The sequence below is a fragment of the Haloarcula salinisoli genome, from assembly GCF_019599405.1.
GTDB classification, from domain to species: Archaea; Halobacteriota; Halobacteria; order Halobacteriales; family Haloarculaceae; genus Haloarcula; species Haloarcula salinisoli.
Genome location: NZ_RKLQ01000004.1, coordinates 80,159 through 99,443, shown reverse-complemented (window position 1 = coordinate 99,443; position 19,285 = coordinate 80,159). Strand labels below are relative to the sequence as shown.

14 protein-coding genes are annotated in these 19,285 nt (G+C 53.0%); 5 read left to right on the top strand and 9 right to left on the bottom strand.

Annotated features, from left to right (window positions below; all coding sequences use genetic code 11):
• Positions 1-79: 79 nt before the first annotated feature.
• Together EGD98_RS17685 and EGD98_RS21205 are read right to left on the bottom strand one after the other, a co-directional pair.
• Positions 80-1,081, bottom strand: coding sequence for a hypothetical protein (locus EGD98_RS17685; RefSeq protein ID WP_220589726.1), 1,002 nt, complete (start codon positions 1,079-1,081; stop codon positions 80-82).
• 72 nt (positions 1,082-1,153) lie between these two features.
• The gene (locus EGD98_RS21205; protein WP_220589725.1) at positions 1,154-3,757 is read right to left on the bottom strand and encodes a VWA domain-containing protein; all 2,604 of its coding nucleotides are present in this window, start codon (positions 3,755-3,757) and stop codon (positions 1,154-1,156) included.
• A gap of 651 nt (positions 3,758-4,408) precedes the next feature.
• On the opposite strand from EGD98_RS21205, the gene EGD98_RS17675 reads away from it, so the two are divergent.
• Positions 4,409-5,332 (top strand): ArsR family transcriptional regulator, encoded by a 924-nt coding sequence (locus EGD98_RS17675; protein WP_220589724.1) that lies wholly within the window; start codon positions 4,409-4,411, stop codon positions 5,330-5,332.
• On the top strand, positions 5,329-6,141 hold the full coding sequence (locus tag EGD98_RS17670; RefSeq protein ID WP_220589723.1) for a DUF6036 family nucleotidyltransferase: 813 nt from the start codon (positions 5,329-5,331) through the stop codon (positions 6,139-6,141). Before EGD98_RS17675 ends, EGD98_RS17670 begins: the two co-directional genes overlap by 4 nt.
• A gap of 162 nt (positions 6,142-6,303) precedes the next feature.
• On the opposite strand, the gene EGD98_RS17665 is transcribed toward EGD98_RS17670, so the two are convergent.
• From EGD98_RS17665 to EGD98_RS17635, 7 genes are all read right to left on the bottom strand, one after another.
• A complete protein-coding gene (locus tag EGD98_RS17665; protein WP_236039601.1) occupies positions 6,304-7,764 on the bottom strand; it encodes an AAA family ATPase in 1,461 nt (486 codons plus the stop codon).
• Positions 7,765-8,181: 417 nt separating this feature from the next.
• Positions 8,182-9,063: a hypothetical protein gene (locus EGD98_RS17660; RefSeq protein WP_220589721.1), complete on the bottom strand. Its 882-nt coding sequence runs from the start codon at positions 9,061-9,063 to the stop codon at positions 8,182-8,184.
• A gap of 124 nt (positions 9,064-9,187) precedes the next feature.
• A complete protein-coding gene (locus EGD98_RS17655; protein WP_220589720.1) occupies positions 9,188-9,619 on the bottom strand; it encodes a type II toxin-antitoxin system VapC family toxin in 432 nt (143 codons plus the stop codon).
• On the bottom strand, positions 9,619-9,867 hold the full coding sequence (locus tag EGD98_RS17650; RefSeq protein WP_220589719.1) for an AbrB/MazE/SpoVT family DNA-binding domain-containing protein: 249 nt from the start codon (positions 9,865-9,867) through the stop codon (positions 9,619-9,621). The genes EGD98_RS17655 and EGD98_RS17650 overlap by 1 nt, the downstream gene beginning before the upstream one ends.
• 91 nt (positions 9,868-9,958) lie before the next feature.
• Complete coding sequence (locus EGD98_RS17645; RefSeq protein WP_220589718.1) at positions 9,959-10,540, bottom strand: DUF7437 domain-containing protein; 582 nt, start codon at positions 10,538-10,540, stop codon at positions 9,959-9,961.
• Positions 10,541-10,597: 57 nt separating this feature from the next.
• Positions 10,598-12,100, bottom strand: a complete 1,503-nt coding sequence (locus EGD98_RS17640; protein WP_236039600.1) for a hypothetical protein — start codon at positions 12,098-12,100, stop codon at positions 10,598-10,600.
• Between the two features lie 416 nt (positions 12,101-12,516).
• Complete coding sequence (locus EGD98_RS17635; RefSeq protein ID WP_220589717.1) at positions 12,517-13,791, bottom strand: RNA-guided endonuclease TnpB family protein; 1,275 nt, start codon at positions 13,789-13,791, stop codon at positions 12,517-12,519.
• Positions 13,792-14,225: 434 nt separating this feature from the next.
• On the opposite strand from EGD98_RS17635, the gene EGD98_RS17630 reads away from it, so the two are divergent.
• The 3 genes from EGD98_RS17630 to EGD98_RS17620 all read left to right on the top strand — a co-directional run bounded on the left by EGD98_RS17630 (position 14,226) and on the right by EGD98_RS17620 (position 19,284).
• The gene (locus EGD98_RS17630) at positions 14,226-15,434 is read left to right on the top strand and encodes an orc1/cdc6 family replication initiation protein (RefSeq protein ID WP_220589716.1); all 1,209 of its coding nucleotides are present in this window, start codon (positions 14,226-14,228) and stop codon (positions 15,432-15,434) included.
• Between the two features lie 575 nt (positions 15,435-16,009).
• Positions 16,010-18,124 carry an ATP-binding protein gene (locus EGD98_RS17625; protein ID WP_220589715.1) on the top strand — a complete coding sequence of 705 codons (2,115 nt, stop codon included), beginning with the start codon at positions 16,010-16,012 and terminating at the stop codon, positions 18,122-18,124.
• A 47-nt stretch (positions 18,125-18,171) separates the two neighbouring features.
• A complete protein-coding gene (locus tag EGD98_RS17620; RefSeq protein ID WP_220589714.1) occupies positions 18,172-19,284 on the top strand; it encodes a DNA adenine methylase in 1,113 nt (370 codons plus the stop codon).
• Position 19,285 lies beyond the last annotated feature (1 nt).

Sequence of the window (19,285 nt, the reverse complement as noted above, 5' to 3'; positions counted from 1 at the left end):
CGAATCGAGAGGGTTGGTGACCCTCTTTCGGATATCGTCGTCCAGTAATGTAGTCATGGGAGTACAAATGAAAGGCGGCTCAGTTTGTAGTCGATCGGTGCGTCGCAGCAATTTCGGGACTGACGAATCGCCGTGCCCGATGTGGAATATCGATACCCCTGACACTCGGGATGAAGATCGATGACGATTCGAACCCACAGATATTGCTCGCAAGCAATTCGTGTTTGCACATGACCCGCCACGCCTGGTCATGCTTGTACGGGCAGGAGCAGGTCAATCCATCTCCCCAGGGAATGAAGGGATACCGACTGCCGTTAACGAAGCAACCAATCAAGAGTGGTGCAGGCAATTCGATTCCAAAGTCCACGATAGAGGGAGCAGGATCCGAATCCGCATGGGTGAATTCTGACTCACGATAGACGAACTCTTCCGGGAGGTTCTGCTGTCTGGCGTATTTTTTCGGGTCCGTATCCTCACTGACAACGACTGTTCCCTCAAACACATTGTCCTCGGTCAATGCAGCAGTGGCCAGTGATGGCCCTTTGCCGCCACTGATGAGCGTCCCATATGACGACTTCTTGAGTATCTGGTACAGATTCTTACCGGGAATCGATTCTCGGTACCAGTTTACGCGTCGTTCTCTCGCTTTTTCGAGTGCGCTTTCGGTGTCGTCGTGCTCTCTGACCTCCTCTAATTGTGCTGCAAGGTAGACTGGGGCATCCGCTATCACAGCGCTGTCCTCTGGGCATTCGAAGAAGCGTTCTTCTTCTTTCACCCGGTAAAGACAGGACTCCTCAGCTAATTGCAGCCCATTCGGTTTCGCCGGCCCTCGGAGCCAAGGGTCGGTAGACGGATCATCAGCATCGTAGGTCCAATGGTTGTAATCGCTCAGTAGGTGGTCGGACCGAATCCGCTCGCCGTTAATGAAATCGAGACGGATTTGATGCTCTATGGGTTCGATATCTGGCGGATCGACGCCTACCTCGTACCCATACCGCCGGTCGCTACGGGAGAGAGATCCAGCTGGTAACGAGAGCGGTGGCACACGGTCGTCTGCAGATTCGATAGTCGGATTGCTCATGGAGTTCGGACGAAGCGCCCTCACCCCACTGGGGGCCACAAACTAGCGGTGATCTCAGACGTCTAACTGGGGCTAAAAGCCCGCGAGCAAACTCGCGAACTGTTCGAGCCGATCATCAAGCCGTTCGGCCGAGTAGATTACTGACTCCCGCTCGAAATACGGGGCTAGTTCTTCTGCTCTAGCTGGAGGAGACCCAGGGGTACAATCCGTTGCGAGCGTCAGCGAACAGACTGGAGCGATTGAGTCCCGAATCTGAACTTCGACATCGTCGCTGTCACTGGGGAGTCCATCCGTCATTGTGATGATAAGCGGCTCGTCACGCTGTGTTTCCACTAGTTGGTTCCCAAGTGAGATAGCGTCTGCCAGAGGCGTCCCACCGCCACAGGAGGTATCGAGCAACGTTGCCTGGAGGTGCCTGCTGTCGACACTGAACGGCTTGGCAAGACGGGCTTCGTTGTCGATGAAGTCGACGATTGCAACGTTGATTCCCAGCCCTTCGGCTGCGACAGCGAATCGTGCGACGGCTTTCGTGGCGACATCAATTTTTGCGGGTGTCCCTCTCCGCATCGACCCCGACCGATCGAGAATAAGGACCAAGGAGTACTGCTTCTCGTTTCCGAGGGTCCGACTCTTACACACACGAGGGTCTCCGATTGCCAACCGATGTCCTGCCTTGGTGTCGTACGCGCCGGCTGTGAGTCCTCGACGAACACTCTTTCGCCGATCTAACCTGAGATACATATCGAGCGTGTCTCCGACCCGCTCAGCACCTTTCTCTACGTCAGCCCACTCGTTTCTCGGAACGGGAGTTCCACCCACTGGCAAGACATTCAATTCCTCAAGGCTGCCGGGGCCGCCTGCCGAGCCTTCATCTTGTTCTAAGGGAGCGGACGATTTCTCCTGCTCTTCTCCTGTAGCACGAGCAAAGTGGTCCGCTAGCGCCTCGAATTCAATTTCGAGGGCCTCTTCATCGATACCATTTCTTGTGGCTTCACCGTGGGCTGCTCGCTTGTCTTGAGAGAGCGCCGTCTCGAAGGTCTCGGTATCTCCTCTCGAGGACCTATCTTCTTGCTGGCCGTGAGCCGGTCCTGACGGGATTTCAGCAACGCTTGGCAGTTCGGGAGCCATACTCTCATCTAAGCCACTCTGGTCCATCTCCGCGTCACCACTGTTGCTCTCAGCGTCGGGTGATGATGTCGCGCCGGCTAAATTGGGAGTTGGAAGATCGATTGTACCTTCGTCCCCCTTGCCGGTGCTTTCCTTGCTTTCGGAGTGTGGACTATCTCCAGAGGTTTGTTGGCTGTCTCGCTCGAAAGTATCGAGTGTGAGTTGACTCGCCGTTGACTCCAGCTTGTCGTCACCATCGTCTACCGCATCTTGCCCACGATGACCATCATCGGCCTGCTGTGTCTCCCTTGCACGTTCTGTCGCTTGTGCGATTGCCTGCGCCTTCGTTTGTGGTTCAACAGTTTCGTCCTCAGCCCGGTCATCTACAGTATCTTGATAACTCGGATTATCCATATTATCCAAATTATCCGACGATCGTTCTGGACTTCCTTGGGAGAGGGGACTATTCGATGCCAAAGCAGCTTCTGGCTCAATTCCGCCGCCTCCACCAGACGGATCTAACCTCCCCGCTTTGGTCGAATCAGGCTCAGGTGTAATCAGCGGCTGCTCAAAGATATCCTGTCCAGAGGTCTCCGTGGCTTGACGGTCGAGTGTAACGTCCGTGTCGAAATTCTCGTCCTGTTCACCAGCGGGTTCTTTCGTCTGTGAATCTGACAACCTCCCTTCGTTTCGGCTCGAATCTGCATCTCGATCACCATTTTGTGATTCGTGGGTTGCTTCAGCACCCCTTGCAGCATTGTTGTCTACTTCCGGAGCGGTAGCACCGTCTTCGCTGGAAGTTTGCTTGGGCTCGTCGTCTACTTCGAGCAACGGCTCGATGGCATTGTTCCAGGTGTCGATTACGACCCGTGCTCTGTGGAGTGAAGCGGCCTTATCATGTCCGTGGTCGGTATCATCTCGACTTGCGCTCCGTATTTTCAGGGCGCTGTCGACCATCTCATCCAACTGCTTCTGGACAGTGAGAAACGCATCTCTATCGGCCTCGGTCAAGAACTCGAGTCGTGTATCCTTCGGGTTGAGCAAGCAGTCGATTGTGCCAGTCTCGAAGATAGCTCTGTCGTAGAGATATCCAGTCACTGCGTCCCAGAAAGAATATTTGAGGCACTTGTCCGCAGGTAAATCCTCTGGCGTCTGTGAGTGGAGACGTCGAGTCAATTCCAGACGGATGCCAGCGTTGTCACTGAAATTGTCGCCGTGAATCGCTTCTGACTCGATTGCCCCATCCTCGATGAGATTGATGAGGTCGTGAACCTGCTCGTGGAACTGGGATTCGACGTTAGCTTCGATGAGGTCACCGATGCCACTAATAGCGGTTTTGAGGATGTGGAGCAGTTCGTGAAATGCGAGTCCGAACTGGTGTGCATGATCGGCAGTGAGCTGGTCGTTGAGTGGGATTCGGTCTAAGTCGGCCTCATTCCCCGTTATCAGCACCAGGTAGTCTGCATCGATATCGGCTAAGAGGGCCTCCGCTTGAACGCGTTCGATTTCAGTCGCATCTGATGAGACAACTGCGTCGACGTCGGCAGGGAGCACTGCTGCGGTCTGCACACCCAGTGAGACTCGGACAGCGACCGATATGTCGGGAGGTAGATGGCCGCAGATAAACTCTCGCAGTCGGTCAGCCCGCTGGGACGACAGGCGAGTAACTTCAGTCACCTGGGGATTGAGTTCGTTGACGATACTCCTTGCGGTGAGCTTAGTGGCGGATTGCGGCACGGTTGAAAACTCCTGAATGGAACGCCCTCTGTGAGTTGGGGGACACAAACCAGCCGGTCCTGAAAGATATTCTTTTCGCCAAATTTTGCTTTGGTGCGGAATATAAACAGTGTAGTCAGCACGATGCCTGAATTTGTACCACTCAGAGACTACTGAATTATCTGCTCAGTAGGTATGCCCACTTTTTACTTCGTCGGGTGCGCTCGCTATCGCTTCGCGCACCACTCCTCGCAAAAACATGGGAAAAACTACCGGACGGCTCGGTCACTTCGTTTCCTCGTGTCCGGTGAACCGCCTCGCTCCGCTCGGCGGACACTCGTACTCACTGCACAGCCTTTACTGACCGACCCTCGCTCTCTAATTCAGCACTGGTGGGAACACCTGCTATCAGTTCGGCGATGGCAACAAACACTCTGTGAAATAGCAGTTGGAGTTGCAAAATACCGAAGTGGTTTATATATCGATTCGCTAGTATGCAACAGTATGCTCACAGAAGGCGAGGTTCGCGCCCTCACTGCCCTCCGCGGTGAGCAGACGGTCTCTGAGCTCGCGGCGAATCTTGATCAAAGTCTCAGCTATACCTCAGAACTCGTCGAACAGCTCGAAACGTCTGGACTCGTTGAGACACGTCGACAAGGAAAAACAAAGCAGATTCGACTATCGGACGCAAAAGCACTCGAGTTACTCGCCGCTCTCACGCAGCAGTATTCACACATCGACTGGCCGGAGCTGTTGTCTGGGGCTGCTCTCCGTGTTTGCTACTTTCTCGATACCCCACAGACTGTAACTGATCTCGCACGTCACACCGATGTCCACAGGAGTACCGTCCACCGTGCGCTTTCCCCGCTTCAGCATCGCGGAATCGTTTACCAAACCGACAACGGCGCGTATACACTGAATGACGGCTTCGAACAGTTGAGTGCATTCGCTCGTGAGCTTGCCCATCACGTCCACCGACAGACTGTCGAAAAACAGACCGACACGTACACCATTCTGTGGGAATCCCTCGATGAATTCTTGGTCCAAACGACGACTGAGATTACCGAAGAACACTTCATTCCGACAGGGCCGGACCAATTCCAGCGATATGGCCTGCCGCTGTTGGCACGTGACCGCCGATACTACCTCTATTCGGAGTCGACGAGTGAACTCTCACCGGAAATATTGTGCTGCCATATGCTCGTGATTGATTCGGGTGCACGGGCTCAGTCATATTGCCTACTCTTGCTCAGTCACACCAGTATCGACAGGGATGATCTCCGAGCTCAGGCCACCAAGTACGGCGTCGACGACGTCGTCGACGATCTTTGCACATACCTCGACACCAGCGGTGACCAGCGGACATCCCGTCTTCCCGAGTGGGATGACTTCCAGGAACTGGCTGCAGAGTACGAGGTGACGCCATGAGAGCGCGATTTGATAGTTCATACATTCGCTCGGAACTCGAGCGCATCGGCCAGCAGCTGGACGATCCACTTTTCGTCTTCTTGATTGGCGGAGGATCGATGGCGTTTCGCGAACTCAAAGAGACGACCAAAGATATCGATCTTATCGTCTCCTCTGGCGACGATCTGAGTCAGCTACAGGTGGTGCTTCTCGAACTTGGATATGAGATCGTTCAGGAACCGGACGAAGAGTACGAAGAACTCGGTGCCCAACGCATCCTCGAGAACGATGATGGGTGTCGCATCGACATCTTCAACCAGCAGGTGATCGGCAAGCTAATCCTTTCACCAGGCATTCGTGAGCGGAGCGAACGGTATCTCGACCCGGGAAATCTCGTCGTTGAGCTCGTGAGTCCAGAAGATATCTTTCTGTTCAAAGCGGTCGCCGGTCGGGTGGATGACATCGAAGATATGTTCTCGTTGATACAGACCGGCCTCGACTTCGACATCGTCGAAGCGGAGCTAGAGACGCAAGTCGAATTGCTTGAACAAGAACTGTTCGTGACGTATGTGAACGAAGCATTGGCTGATCTCACCGAAGAACACAACCTCACGACACCATTGCACGATACCGTTGCGGAGATCACCGAGCGCGTCTACGAGGAACTCGAAGTGCTGCACGTCCTCGATGAGCCGAAGTCTGTGACCGACTTACAACAGGAACTCGACTGGCCTGCAGCGGACGTACAGGAGATTGTGGGACGTCTAGAAGGGAAAGACGCCGTCGCGGTAAACAATGGGCGTGTAGAACGTCGCTCAACGACTATCTGACCACGAGGGGGTAGAAACTGAAAGTGGTGCATACACTTTTTGCAAGCCTACACGGCTCAGTCGCCCCTCAGAGATAGACCGGCAGTACGTGACATAGACAGAGGATGAGCGAGTAAGTATGACGACGGATAGTGGCTACCTCCCTTCCCGCCGTAGGCAGATTCACAAAATATCGTTCAGCGTCTCGTGAGCATCTTCCGGATACTGATTGGGTTCTGCCACGGCCCAGAGTTCATTTTTTGTAGCGGCTTTCGGTGACGCGCCGTCTTCGATGTGTTCACAGAGGATTGTGAGATTCCGTGTGCTGAGAGTCGGCCAGTTCTCGTTTTCGCGAGTCTTGTGAGCAAATCGGACGATCCGTTTCAGCGTCGTACGGTCAACAACTTCGGTGTCACCGTTGACCTGCGGATACAATGTCTCGACTTCCTCGTCGATATCTTGGATGTACGATTGCTCGAACGACCGAAAGCGCCCCCTCGTCGCCGAGTTCATCGGTTCCGAGTCTCTGTATTCTCTGGTTGGCGGATTCATCGTGATGATGAGTCGCGCCGAGGGGTGTGGTTCGACGAGTTCGCCGTGGCTCTTGACCAGGAGCGTCCCCTCGTTTAGAAGTCGGTGCAGCGCAATCGCTGCTCCGGCTTGCATAACAGGGAACTCGTTGATGACGATTGTATCGCCGTTGATCAGCCCCTGTTTCACGGCGCCGTTGCGTGGGACGATCACGTCGCCGTCGGGAATGAGTGGCCCAAAGAGGTCCTCGGGTTCTGTCGCCCGGTCCACGTCGATGGACTGATAGCCACGATTTGTCTTGTGGCAGAGGTACTTGATAAGATAGTTCTTCCCCGACCCTCGCGGGCCTACCACTCGGATAGGAACGAGCCCTCGTGCGAGTTTCTTCGCAATGAGTTCGTCGAGTGGCAGCTGAAGACGCGGATCTATCGGGACAGCGGGAGGGATAACCTCCCCATCCTCATCAACAGGCAGGGCATCGTAGCTGGCATCGGGATGAGTCTCCGCTTTGGGAACACCTGGGTAGTCCGGATTATCGAGGATGTGCAATCCAGTCGGAATGGGCTCAGTCGTGTTGCGACCGACATCAGAGACGTACATCCCGCGTTCATCCCCAGCATCCCATCCTTTAGAGAGATAGCGGGGCTCACCGACTGTCTCTGTAATGTTGGTTAGATCAGTAACGCGGGCCTCACCGACGCCACTTGCTGGATTGCTTCGCTGGGCATAGTACGACGCCGCTCGCTCGGCCAGCGCATGACCAACAGGAACGTGTTGCTTAGCTTCCGCAACGATAGCCTCAGCACGGCTCTCAGTGAGGGTATTAGTCAAGTGTTCGAGGTCGTCGATGTCTGCCTCCGAGAGCGCCCGAAAGTCAGTGTAGCCGGCATCCTGAAGTGCATCGTTGATTGAATCGGTTACAACACCGAGGATACGGAAGTCTGTATTGCCGTCTGTTTGACGCTGACCAAATGCGGCAGTAATCACTTCGGGTTCCTCTCCCTGAGAAACGACGTTGTCGATAGTTGCGCTACCGCTACTCGAGCGTGTGAGTGTGTAGATGCCGCTCTTCTCTCCTTCGTCAATTAGGTCCGCTGCCTGCTGGTCGCTCAAGTCAGTGAAATCCGAGACTCTGAGCGTGACCCGTTCGACAGGTACGCTCCCTCCTTCGGCTCGCAGGAGTCGATTCACCAGATGGGAGAGAATCTGCTGTCCCTCTGGCGACCCATCGCTACTCGTCTGTGTCGTAGATGAATTGGTAGACATGCGTCTATGTGTGGAGGCGTGTTCTGGACACCTCATCCAGCAGGGAGGCATAAATTCGGCTTTGAACCAGTCATTCGCTGGGCTATTTCTGTCGAAATCGTATTATCCGGTAGTAAGTGGGCTGACCGCTTTGTACGAATGCGAACCAATGAATTCACCATTCAGAACTGCCTGTCCGAAGGGGTCGTCATCGGCCGCACATCGACGGCAAAAAATACTGTGCTGCGGCCACCGGTGCTGGAAAAACCGAGCAGGAATCTAGTCTCACTCCTCAACCATCCGGTCAAACAGAGCCCGACATCGTTCACCGGCGTCTGTGAAGGACTGATACCCGATTTGCGTGTCGATCAGGTGGGTGTAGGAAAGCCAGCCATCACAAATCTCGCCAACGTCGTAATATTCCTCGTCGAGCCATTGCCCCATCGCAAAGCCCTGGTTGATCTGCACCTCGCAGTATATTCCAAGGATCAGGACAGCATCCTCAGGAGCACGATTGCGGGCCTCCTCAAACTTGCTCTTGAGCTTGCGGTCGATGGAGTTCTGCGTTGTCTTCGGAAGCCCCCACCCGAAACTATCGGACAGAGAATCAGCGAAGTCCGGCTTCGTCACCTCGATCCAGACGTCTACCTCTTCCGTCGTCAAGCGCAGATCAAAATCCTTCTCGCCAACACACGCGTTCAACGACACACGTTCACGCCCGTAAACTGTCCGCAGGTGATACAACAGCACAAGTTCCGCAAAGACAGAATTGATGCGGTCGACATCCTCCTTCCGCAGCTCGTTGAACCAATCCTTTGTCGCGTCTTCCTCATTGTCCACCACCGCCAGGCACTCATTGATTACCTCCAAATCGCGCCGCTTGAACTTTCCCAGAAGCCTCTCGCCCTGCACGTACCCGTCGCCAAGGAACTCGTCGATGTTCGGATATCCCCGAGGTGACGGGTAGAGTTGCGAGTGTCTATAATCCGTAGCAAGGACCCGCTCCCAGCCGAACGAGAAAAGCGAATACGCGTAGTCGTTAACCTCGTCGGCCTCTGAAACGGTCAGAACCTCGCAGCCGAAGCGATGCGTCCGCCCCTCGGATTCCCCATTGTGACGAACATGGACGACCTCACCGGGTTCGTACGGCATCTCAGCCGGTTCCATTAATAAGCAGAACGGGTTGTTGGTTTATAACCTCTACAACTGTGTCGAACGATTCACTGTATCGGCCCTTTGGCCACGAAGAATCTCAACAGAGCCGCTGAATTGCAAGTCCCAACTACTGTGTCTATTGGTTAAACGGATTGTCCGGCGTGCTGAGACGAGTGATCTCAGGAACACCGTCGAATCCGTCATCGAAGCTGTAGAGATACTCAATGTTCTCACGCTGCATCGCTGCCACGATAACAGCGTCAGTTAACGAGAGGGATTCGTACTGACGGAACACCGAACGGCCGGCGTCAAAGTCGGATTTTGGTGTCTGTTTGAGTGAGAATCCGCTACTTTCGATGAGTGCATCCAGCGTCTCAGTAGCGACGTCATGCCCACCCCGGGCTTGCAGATAATTGATGACCTCTTCGAGGACATCACTAAGGACATATGCTGTGGGGAGTTGGCCCTGATCGATAGCTTCGGAGATAGCGACACCGCGCTCGTGGTTCTGGTCGCGAGACAGTCGGGCGGCAATGAGAACATTCGCGTCAACCACGACTGCGGCCATCAATAGTCTCCAGCGATGAGATCGTGGTCCTCGGCGGCGTCAGTTGCTTCACCCACATCAACTGGCTCTAGCTCTGAAAATGCCCCGTACTGTTGCTTCACGAGTTTAACAGAGAGTGTCCCATCCTCGTCGACGTGCCAACGGAGTTTATCGCCTGCCTCAACACCTGCTTCTCGGCGTACCGCTGCTGGAACCGTGACCGAGTAGCTCTCGTTCACCGTAGTTTCGTCTTCGACTTCCTGAGACATGGTTAGAGATTACAGTTGCTCGCAAAAATAATTTGCCTCCAAATTTGGGAGGCGTCCCCGGGGGTACGGCGTAATTTGACGCCGTTCACTCCTAATTTCTATCGTCAACTTCGGCTTCCAACTCCTCGATATCTGGACTCTGTTCTCGATCCGGTTCGACATCGAGGAGCACGTCACGCAGTTCCTGTAGAATGGTCTCCGCTTCGAGGACCGGTATATCCTGCTCGCGTGCCATAATTCGGGCGTTCATCTGACCCTGAACGTAGTTACGAGCGTACTCGAGTGCGCCTGCAAGCCCGCCTGTGCCGTGACGGTCTATAAACAATCGAAGATTCTCATTCGTTTCACTGCGAGCTAGAGCAACGAACAGCGCCGGCGTAATCTCGTAGGTTTCATCTCCGGCTTGGACGTTGAGATCGATCTCTCGGGCCTGATATCGGTGTGGTTGCGTTTCAGTAACGCGCTCAAGGATGTCACTCTCGACTAGGTGCTTCATGTCTTCATAGACAGTGGTGGTCGAACTATCAAGATCTTCAGAGAGCTCCTCGACAGTCGGGGTATCGAGTGTAAGCACTTGAGCGTAGATTTGGGCATACCGCTTATTCACCACGACATCAGATACTGCGAGCATCAAATCGAGGGGATGGGAGTGTCGAGCAGGACTCTCAGACATATATTATATTTTCCGCGGAATCTATAAAATAGTATCATCGTGCTGCTGCAGAGTCAGTCATCCCAGGTGGTCCAATTGCCGCTGAACACCGTGTTGGACACGCTGCGCCTGTTTGTTCGAGAGGTCCACTTCCGAGTCAACGGAGATTCCAGGAAGGTCGATGAGATCTTCTAACGAATCAGATAGAGTCTGCTGGTCCTCAGGTAGCACTCGGTCAGTTGAATCGGTAGTTTGCCTATCGTGCTCCTGCATGGCCAGTTGAATCATCATCGACGGCGTCCGGTAGAGCTCGCCGGCTACTTCGATATACTCTTGATAGGAATTCGAAGCCATCGACCCGTTATACTCTTCAAGAAGCGCAATGAGCAACGACAACTGGATATTGAACACGGTTGGGCGAGTTGTCGGACGGGCAATTGTCTGTGCTCGATTCGCCGCCCGCTCGGCGTACTTCTTCGCGATCCCCCAGTACGTGTAACACTCCTGCAGACTGAACGGGAGTTCGTCGAAGTCATACGCGATTGCCCGCGACCGCTGAATTGCCGTTTCGACTGTGACCATCCGGGTATCGATGTCGTCGTAGATCGACCGCCACCAGTCGTTGATAGGAGTCCGATTGTTTGCCCGTTCGTGAGCCGCATCTGTGGCCTTTCCGTAGTGACGGCGGGTGTATCGCTTTCCCGTGTCGGGAAGGACAGTTCCAGAAGCAGGGAAGAATAGAATAGGCCGTGCCCAGAGTGTCTGTGTCCCCCGGAAATCGTAGCCAGTTTGAAAGCCCCCATACACCACTGTTTCCGGAGCTTCGTCTTCGAGGGTGGCAGCTGTGAGACCATCGCCATCCAGTTCTTCCAGATCTTCCTCACCGGCAGAGACGATACGGCGAAGACTCGGACAGATGACGACCATCTTCAATAGTCCGCCCCAATCCCGGTAGGAAGCCCATCCGAATACGTCATCTTCTCCACGTTGCTGGAGTGCGCTGATGATGGGGAGATACGCCTCTTGTGGATTGATGATGGTGTATGAGTCGCTGGCGATTTGCCACCGGAATTTGACATCGTAGCCGAGTGCGTGCAACGCTTTTCGTCGCTCGTCGACGATGTCCTGGTGGTCCTGTACTTCTACTACAGGTTCAGCAGCCGACTGTTGTGCTATCGTCTCCAGAGCTGAGCCAGTGCCTCGTTCCAGAGCCTCGATATCCAGCCCCTCGACGGAGCGTATAGCGTCGATATCAACGTCTCCGGAAGTCCCGATAAACTCGTTTGTCGCCCACAGTTCACCAGAAGACGCTGCTGGGAGTGCCTTTACGACATCTTTGAACGTCCGTGGAGTACTCGACCGACACCACAGGTTACTCTCGAGTTCGTTTGGATAGTCCTGAGAGTCGTGTTCAGTGAGACCAGCGAACCGAAGGACAGATTCCTGTTTCAGAAGGTCGGCTATCGGTACAGCTGGCGAGTCATTCTTCTGTGAAGTTTGTTCAGCCAATCCATCGGCGCTCTGTTCACTGGGCGTCACTGCGCTCTGCTGGTCAGAACACGTGGGTGAGTTTGCTGACATTGTACTGTGGTATTGTATAAAAGAGAAAGGGAGAGCCGCAAATGGAGCAGACAGCGGAGTGGGAGTGTGACAAGCCTGACCGAGACTTCCCCGGTGTTGACTTAGAGAGAGAGCGCCACTGGACTCAGGAGTAATTCCAGTCAGGCATCAACCCCACACCGCCTCGGGGTAACAAATTGGCAGGTAATGGAAGCGGCCATTGTGCCAAGTGAAATATCAGTATCTGGAGGGTCAGCAGACGACATACACACCTGATTTTGACTAAGGAATGTAGAGCCAGTGGGGTAGGGGGTCGGATACTGGTGTCTATAGAGGGTTTCTTACTCCAAACTAGGTGTGTCTCTCTAGTCTAGCTATTCTAGTAAGTAGTAGTGTAGTGAACCGCCTCGAGGTCAAGCCCCGAGGCTTCCCGTGGTTTAGTCGGACACTCCCATCCGACCATCGGCCTGATAGCCTCGAACGGTTGGGTGGGTCACGGTCGGGGCGTCCACAGCCCCCGATGCCTGCCGTCGCACCTTCCGAACAACGGGAAGGCTATTGAGAGCAGGCACATTCCAATCGAGTTTCTTCATGCCTTTCACAGCGATATTGACGCTTGCACCACGGTCGCTGTGGTCTTGATGCGAACACGACCGGCACTTGAACCGCTTTTTGTTGCGGTTCGCCCGTTCCGTATGCCCACACATCGGACACCGCTGGCTCGTGTATTCGGGGTTAATCCACGCAGTCGGGATGCGCTCGAACGACGCCTTGTACGACGTATATAACTGGAGGGCGCGGAACGGGAGGTGGTGCAAGCGTCGATTCATCCGCGTGCCGTAGTCGATACTGTCGCGCATCTCTTTGAGGTCTTCAAAGACGATGCACGGCTTCTCGAACTGCTGGCTCCACTCCACGATGTGACGGCTCACTTTGTGGAGTCGGTCGCGGACGAACCGTTCCTCACACCCTTCCAACGTGTCGTGGATGCTGTCCTTCCCCGCGTTCTGGACGCGCTTCCGCATCGTGAAGTAGCGGTGACGCTCGAACTTGATTTCGGGAAAGTCGATAACCAGCGTGTCCTCCACGCCATCTTCGGACAGAGCGGTGAGGGCCACGTTGTCCTCGTTCACGTCCACACCGACAACCGTCCGTGAGTCCTGCTTGTCTCGAACGGATTGCTTGGTGTTGGTGACGTTGACGTGCAACTCGGGGTTGTCGTTGTGGAATAGGGCTTCAGCCGTCCCGACCTTCCACTCATCACTCGTGAGGGCAGTCTTGAGAATATCGAGGTGCGCGTCGTCACCTTCGAGAACGCCTTTGACGTGCTTGTACGGCTTCGCGCTGATTCGGAACGCCACGTCGCCGTCGTCGGTGAGCGACAGGTTGTACCCCTCCTCGTAGTTCGCACGAAGCGGGTACGTTCCGCCCTTGGTGTGGCTCGGTTGGCCGAAGTCGTCGTATTCGTAGTAGTTCTCCATCGCACCGAGTGCCTTCGCAACGACACGCTGAGTAGTGTTCTTCACGAGGTCAGCGTCGTCGGCTACCCTGTCGGGAATGGCGTCCCAGTCCACGCCTTCTTTGGCGAGTCGGATGGTTTCGTTGTACACTCGGCGGGCTTCGACCGTGGCGTCGTACAGCAGGCCCTCGTTGTCACTCTGGATGTCGAGTTGGAAGTCCAGCGTCTTGACGAGAGCCTGTGCGTCGGTCATTCGCTCCAGTACCAGTGTAGTAGTGCGATTATCTTGAATGCCAGCCATCCACAGTGAAAGTGGAACACCCTGAGCTTACGGCCTTCACCCTCTGGGTCAAGTGGTTCGAGACGCATCGCGTCTCGTCATCACGGAAGACGAAGTCTTCTGAAGACCCCGAGGCACTCGGCCTGCTCCACCTGTAGATATAGAAGCTGTTAACCAACAAGCATAGTTCTAACTGCAGTTCTTTCCGACCTCACCTCTCTTCCATTTCTTACTCCAAATTTGGTGTGTGTCTCTGCAGCCCCTTACTCAAAATCTGGTGTGTCTCGACTGAGTTTTGCGTAAGGAGGAAATCTATATATCAGGATTTTCACGGTCTATACTCACACTATTACTCCTAATCCAGTCCCCCTAATCTTTATGGCGGTTACAGCTGTTTGACTCTGACAATGGATAGCGAAGACGGGTCAGACACCATCCACAGTGTCTTTGAGAATGTCGACGAGGGTGGTGGGGGAATCTTTGAACAACGAGAGATACTCCAAATCGACTATGTCCCCAGTGAGAAGCGCATCGTCGGTCGCGATGAACAAATTGAGAAGGTGGCAGAAGAGATCGGGCCAATAGTCGTTGGTCAGCCGCCGAATTCGATCATCATCTACGGGAAAACGGGCTGTGGAAAGTCCCTCGTCGCAAAGCACGTCTCAAAAATCGCTAAAGAAGAAGCTGAGAATCGCGGTGTGAGGCTTGCAACGGGATACGTCAATTGCCAGCAGGCAAAGGGCAACTCCGATGCACTGAGCAAGTACGGTCGGGCAATCAACCCACCAGAGAGCAGTATGACGTTCCCGGCTCGAGGGATTTCCGAGAATGAGTATTTCGAGCGAGTTTGGTCAGTCCTGAACGAGTTCTATGATGCTGCGATCATCATCCTCGATGAAGTTGACAAACTCAATAACGACGACCTGTTGATGGCGCTTTCCCGGGCAGGAGAAGACGGGAGTGTGGATGTTCCGATTGGCGTGATCGCAGTGTCGAACAAAATTAACTACCGGGAGAAGATGAGCGAGCGGACAAAGAGCTCGTTCGGGCACAACGAATTCATCTTTGAGCCCTACGACGCCAGTCAAATCCGGGAAATTCTCCAGAATCGGACTGATGCCTTTGCCAATGGAGTTCTCGACGACGGGGTGATTCCTCGTGCGGCCGCTCTGAGCGCGAAAGAACACGGAGATGCTCGAAAGGCCATGCGACTCCTTCGGTATGCCGGTGACCAAGCCAATAAGGAAAACGCCGACCGGGTGAAGGAATCTCACCTCTCCGATGCACGGGCTTCGGCGGAAGTGGATCGTCTACTCGAACTCATATCGGGATTGCCTCCTCACAGCAAGCATGTCTTGATCGCGCTGGCAAATCTCACGAAAAACCAGCCTGAGCGGGAGTGGTTCCGGACGATGAAGATACGCGAGACGTATCTCGACGTGTGTGAGCAGAGTGGTGCCGATCCGCTATCAGCCGAACGAACACGGCAATTGCTCAATGAACTCTGTTTCCTAGAAATTGCGGGCAGCCGACGGGGGACTGGTGAAGGAAAAGGACATTACAGCCAATACACCCTCCTGTGGGATGCGGATATCGTCCTCTCACTGGATGCGTGATTTCTTCGCGAAGTATATTCCGTCGATATCGTTTGTTCCCAATTACCGCTGAAGAGTAAGTAGCCTCATGGGTGTTGAACAGCCGCCAGCTGATATCTGTCGCCTCGTCTGTGTGGGGTTTATACGTTATAATGGCTCACTGGCCGTTGAACTGCCGGTGAGCCGATTTGCCGCCCTCCTCCAAGGGGCTATCGATGTCGCCGGAAATCGAGGAACACCGTGTGCGATGGCCTGCTGCTCTTTGTAGCTGAGTTCGTCATAGAGCGTACCGAAGTGATAGAACTGGGGTGCTCGTCCACCTTCACTGGCGTCAAGCCACTCGACGAACGCCTCGGGCCGCAGAGGACCTCGAAGATACCGAGACGTTCGACACAGATGAGTTCCTATGTTGCCAGCCCCCGCTAACCTGTGTTCAACAACATAGACCGTGGGTTCTTATTCAGTCATAGGCTAATCCTGCTCAGATATGATATAACCTCTTAGGAACAGTAGTTGATTCAACTGCCTGGATCTGTTTCAAAGATAGATTTCAACAATAGGTTTTTGCAAGTACAATATGATTTCTTACCATAAAGATGCCAGAGGAACGGAAACTTCCTGACTCAGAGACAATGGATCTCAGTCCTAGCAAGGAAACATATCGCTCAATCCAATCAGACGTGAGCCCAGTCGGTGCAATAAAAGAGCTAATCGATAACGCCTTGGACAATTGGGAGCGCGTCCATGGTCGTCAGACGGATCTTGATATCGACATCACGTATGACCCCAGCGAAGATCTCTTCGAAATTACCGACAACAGTGGTGGGCTCGAGGAAGACCAGATTGGAAAGTTGTTCGCATTGGGTGAGTCAACCAAGGAAACGGTAAATACGCCAATCGGGGCATATGGTGTTGGCGCGAAGAAAGCAATCGTCAAACTGGGGCGTAACGCCGAGCTACGGAGCCGTTATAAAGAACAAGAGTTCGGGTATGGCTTTTCAATCAGTGAAGAATGGATAGAGAAACCAGAGGATTGGGAGGTTGAAAAGCGGCCGTACACCGATATGGAGGCTGGTACGACGACTATCTCGATTACCGATTTGGCCTTAGATCTTGATGAAGCAGGCGAAGAAATGGACGTAGATGCCAGTGGAATTGATACAGAACAGTTCATAGATGGATTGCGTCACCAACTCAGCCAGACATACGAAGTGTTTCTACAATCTTCGCCCGATTTCACTGGTCACCTCTCTATTTCGCTCAACGGAGAAGAAGTACGGGTGCCCGAGCCAATTGATTGGTCATTTACGCCATTTGATGGATTTCATCCACGGTCATACGAGAACATCACTCTCCGGAGGCACAACTTGGATCACGATGTTTCAATCACTATTCAAGTTGGCCTGATGGCTACGGCAAATGAGGACGAAGCCGGAACAGATATTTTTTGTCAGAACCGGAAAGTAATTACTGGAAACACCGACGCTAAAGGTGGTTACAACACCGAGCATACTGAGAATGTTGGAGAGGTTGGCCCATCACGTGGTCGCCTCAAAGTACGTCTGTTCTTCAAAACTACTGGTGATGCCGAACGTCTTCCGTGGGACACTCAGAAGAACGACATTGACGAGTACGATTCGTTGATGCAGGAAGTTTATGAGGAGTGGTTCGACAGCATCGTTGAGCCGTACTGGCGGGCAGCCAGATACAGCACATTTCCTGCGGCATTTCTTCAACCGTACTCCAGTACTGGCGAATGGCAAGCAAACAATGGCCACCTTTACGAATTCGACTACCGTGGCCGTCAGCGGGTTAATGATAAGCCAAATCGGGATTATGATGACAAAGACTGGCTTGAACAGACGATCGACACTCATGTTGAGGCTGGTATTACCGCTCCCCATCTGGTTGACGAGCGATTCCGACCCACATATAGGGAGATAGTCAACGATACCAACGTAGCCGAAGTAGAGGAGGTCGCCCTCAATAAACTGGTTCCTGTACCTGACTGTCCAGCCGATACCAGTGATAAAGAGCTGGCAGACACTATCGAAGAAGTTCGGGCTACCGCTCAAGAGGACGCAAACAGAGGGAGACGACAGAACTTTTCTGATGAGTGGTGGGTTCCGGTATATAAAGCGTATTTGCGACACTACGCAGACTACGACTCACTCACCTCGGTTGCGAGTAATGATGGAGTAGAGTCTGTAGAATCTGAAGAGGACGACCCAGCTAACGAAAAGACTCCGGCGAGGGGAGATACCACAGAGTCAGAGAATAGCGACTCAGATAGCCAAGCAACGCTAGGGTCGCATCAAGAGTCACAGACCGACTCAGAAGTTACAGAAGACGAGACAGACGGAGAAACGCCCCGGGAGACACAAACCACAGGGCACACCACAACCGAAGACGCGAGTGAGACAATATCGTCTGATACCGACTCTTCAGACTCATCAGATAGCTCCGAGTCTGAAAACGACAACAACACCTCGCAAGAGATACCTGAGTCATCTCAGAACTCGCAAGGGCCGGATGATCTGAAAGGACACAGACAGTCAAAACCTGATAAGAAAACAGTCGTTTTGGACTTTGATTTAGATGATTGGCAGCAGTTGTGCGCTTATCTGGGTGTAGATTCGGACAGTGACATCGAAGAGGATGTTGAGCCCGAACTCAAAAGGGTGATTCTCTCGGAGTTACTGGACAACTGAATTAAGGCGATATCAAGACTTTTTGTGAAGCAATATTATGAAGGGATATGGCCCCGTTGGTTCGCGCTGACACGTCGTCTGCTGACATCAAAATCGCCGGAAAAAATCGGGATATAGCGAAATTCCCATCCACTCGATACCAAGGGTCTAAAAACAAAATCATCGACTGGATTTGGGACTGTCTGTCTGATTATTCGTTCGATTCAGTCCTTGACGGATTTGGTGGTACCGGTGTTTTTTCTTATAAAGCCAAAACGGAGGGTCTTCGAGCGGATTACAACGACTTTCTACGGTTCAACCATCAAGTTGGCACGGCAATTATTGAGAACGATGCTACTAGAGTTGACCATCAAACGGTAGATGAATTATTTCGGTTTGATCAGCCAGCAGAAGCCTATCCGACAACGGTCCGTGATGAGTTCGAAGGGCTCTATTTTACTGACGAAGAGAATGAGTGGTTAGATAAATTCCGAAGTAATATCGACCGCATCATCGACGAACCCTATAAAAAGGCAATTGTCTTTGCCGCACTCTCTCAAGCTTGTCTGGTCAAACGACCATATAATTTGTTCCACCGGGCGAACTTGAACATGCGAACCCGAGATGTTGAGCGTTCCTTTGGGAACAAGACGACATGGGAGAAACCATTTGAAAAATTGGTTAGGAAGTTCATTGTCGAGTACAACTCTGCTGTCTTCGCAAATCCGTATGACCATAGAGCATATAATCGTGATATCATTTCGTGGAAATCACCGCCTGAGACTGATCTAGTTTATTTTGACCCGCCATACTATGTTCGTGATCGATCACAGCCAGTGTCGAATTACAAACTTTATTACCATTTTTTGGATGGATACATTGACTACGATAACTGGGCAGACAAAATCAATCGCTCTTTAAAAACAAAGCGGCTGAAGCACAGTCGAGAACCGTGGAATGACCCCGAGCTCATTCTTGACGCGTTCCATACAATATTTAATAGATTCTCCGACAGACATATTGCACTCTCATATAATACTGAGGCTGCACCGCTTCCCGAGACAGTTGAGGACACGTTGGCTGAATATAAACGTAATGTCACTACGTACCGTCTGAATCACCAGTACGCTCTGAGTGAAAATGATTCAGATGAAGAGCTGCTCATCGTCGGCTCTGATTGAT

Excerpts from the sequence above, each read along its gene's own strand:
- EGD98_RS17625 (WP_220589715.1), top strand. The coding sequence starts at position 16,010 with ATGCCAGAGGAACGGAAACTTCCTGACTCAGAGACAATGGATCTCAGT.
- EGD98_RS17630 (WP_220589716.1), top strand. The coding sequence starts at position 14,226 with ATGGATAGCGAAGACGGGTCAGACACCATCCACAGTGTCTTTGAGAAT.
- EGD98_RS17650 (WP_220589719.1), bottom strand. The coding sequence starts at position 9,867 with ATGTCTCAGGAAGTCGAAGACGAAACTACGGTGAACGAGAGCTACTCG.
- EGD98_RS17675 (WP_220589724.1), top strand. The coding sequence starts at position 4,409 with ATGCTCACAGAAGGCGAGGTTCGCGCCCTCACTGCCCTCCGCGGTGAG.
- EGD98_RS17640 (WP_236039600.1), bottom strand. The coding sequence starts at position 12,100 with ATGTCAGCAAACTCACCCACGTGTTCTGACCAGCAGAGCGCAGTGACG.
- EGD98_RS17655 (WP_220589720.1), bottom strand. The coding sequence starts at position 9,619 with ATGGCCGCAGTCGTGGTTGACGCGAATGTTCTCATTGCCGCCCGACTG.
- EGD98_RS17645 (WP_220589718.1), bottom strand. The coding sequence starts at position 10,540 with ATGTCTGAGAGTCCTGCTCGACACTCCCATCCCCTCGATTTGATGCTC.
- EGD98_RS17685 (WP_220589726.1), bottom strand. The coding sequence starts at position 1,081 with ATGAGCAATCCGACTATCGAATCTGCAGACGACCGTGTGCCACCGCTC.
- EGD98_RS17670 (WP_220589723.1), top strand. The coding sequence starts at position 5,329 with ATGAGAGCGCGATTTGATAGTTCATACATTCGCTCGGAACTCGAGCGC.
- EGD98_RS17620 (WP_220589714.1), top strand. The coding sequence starts at position 18,172 with ATGGCCCCGTTGGTTCGCGCTGACACGTCGTCTGCTGACATCAAAATC.
- EGD98_RS17660 (WP_220589721.1), bottom strand. The coding sequence starts at position 9,063 with ATGGAACCGGCTGAGATGCCGTACGAACCCGGTGAGGTCGTCCATGTT.
- EGD98_RS17635 (WP_220589717.1), bottom strand. The coding sequence starts at position 13,791 with ATGACCGACGCACAGGCTCTCGTCAAGACGCTGGACTTCCAACTCGAC.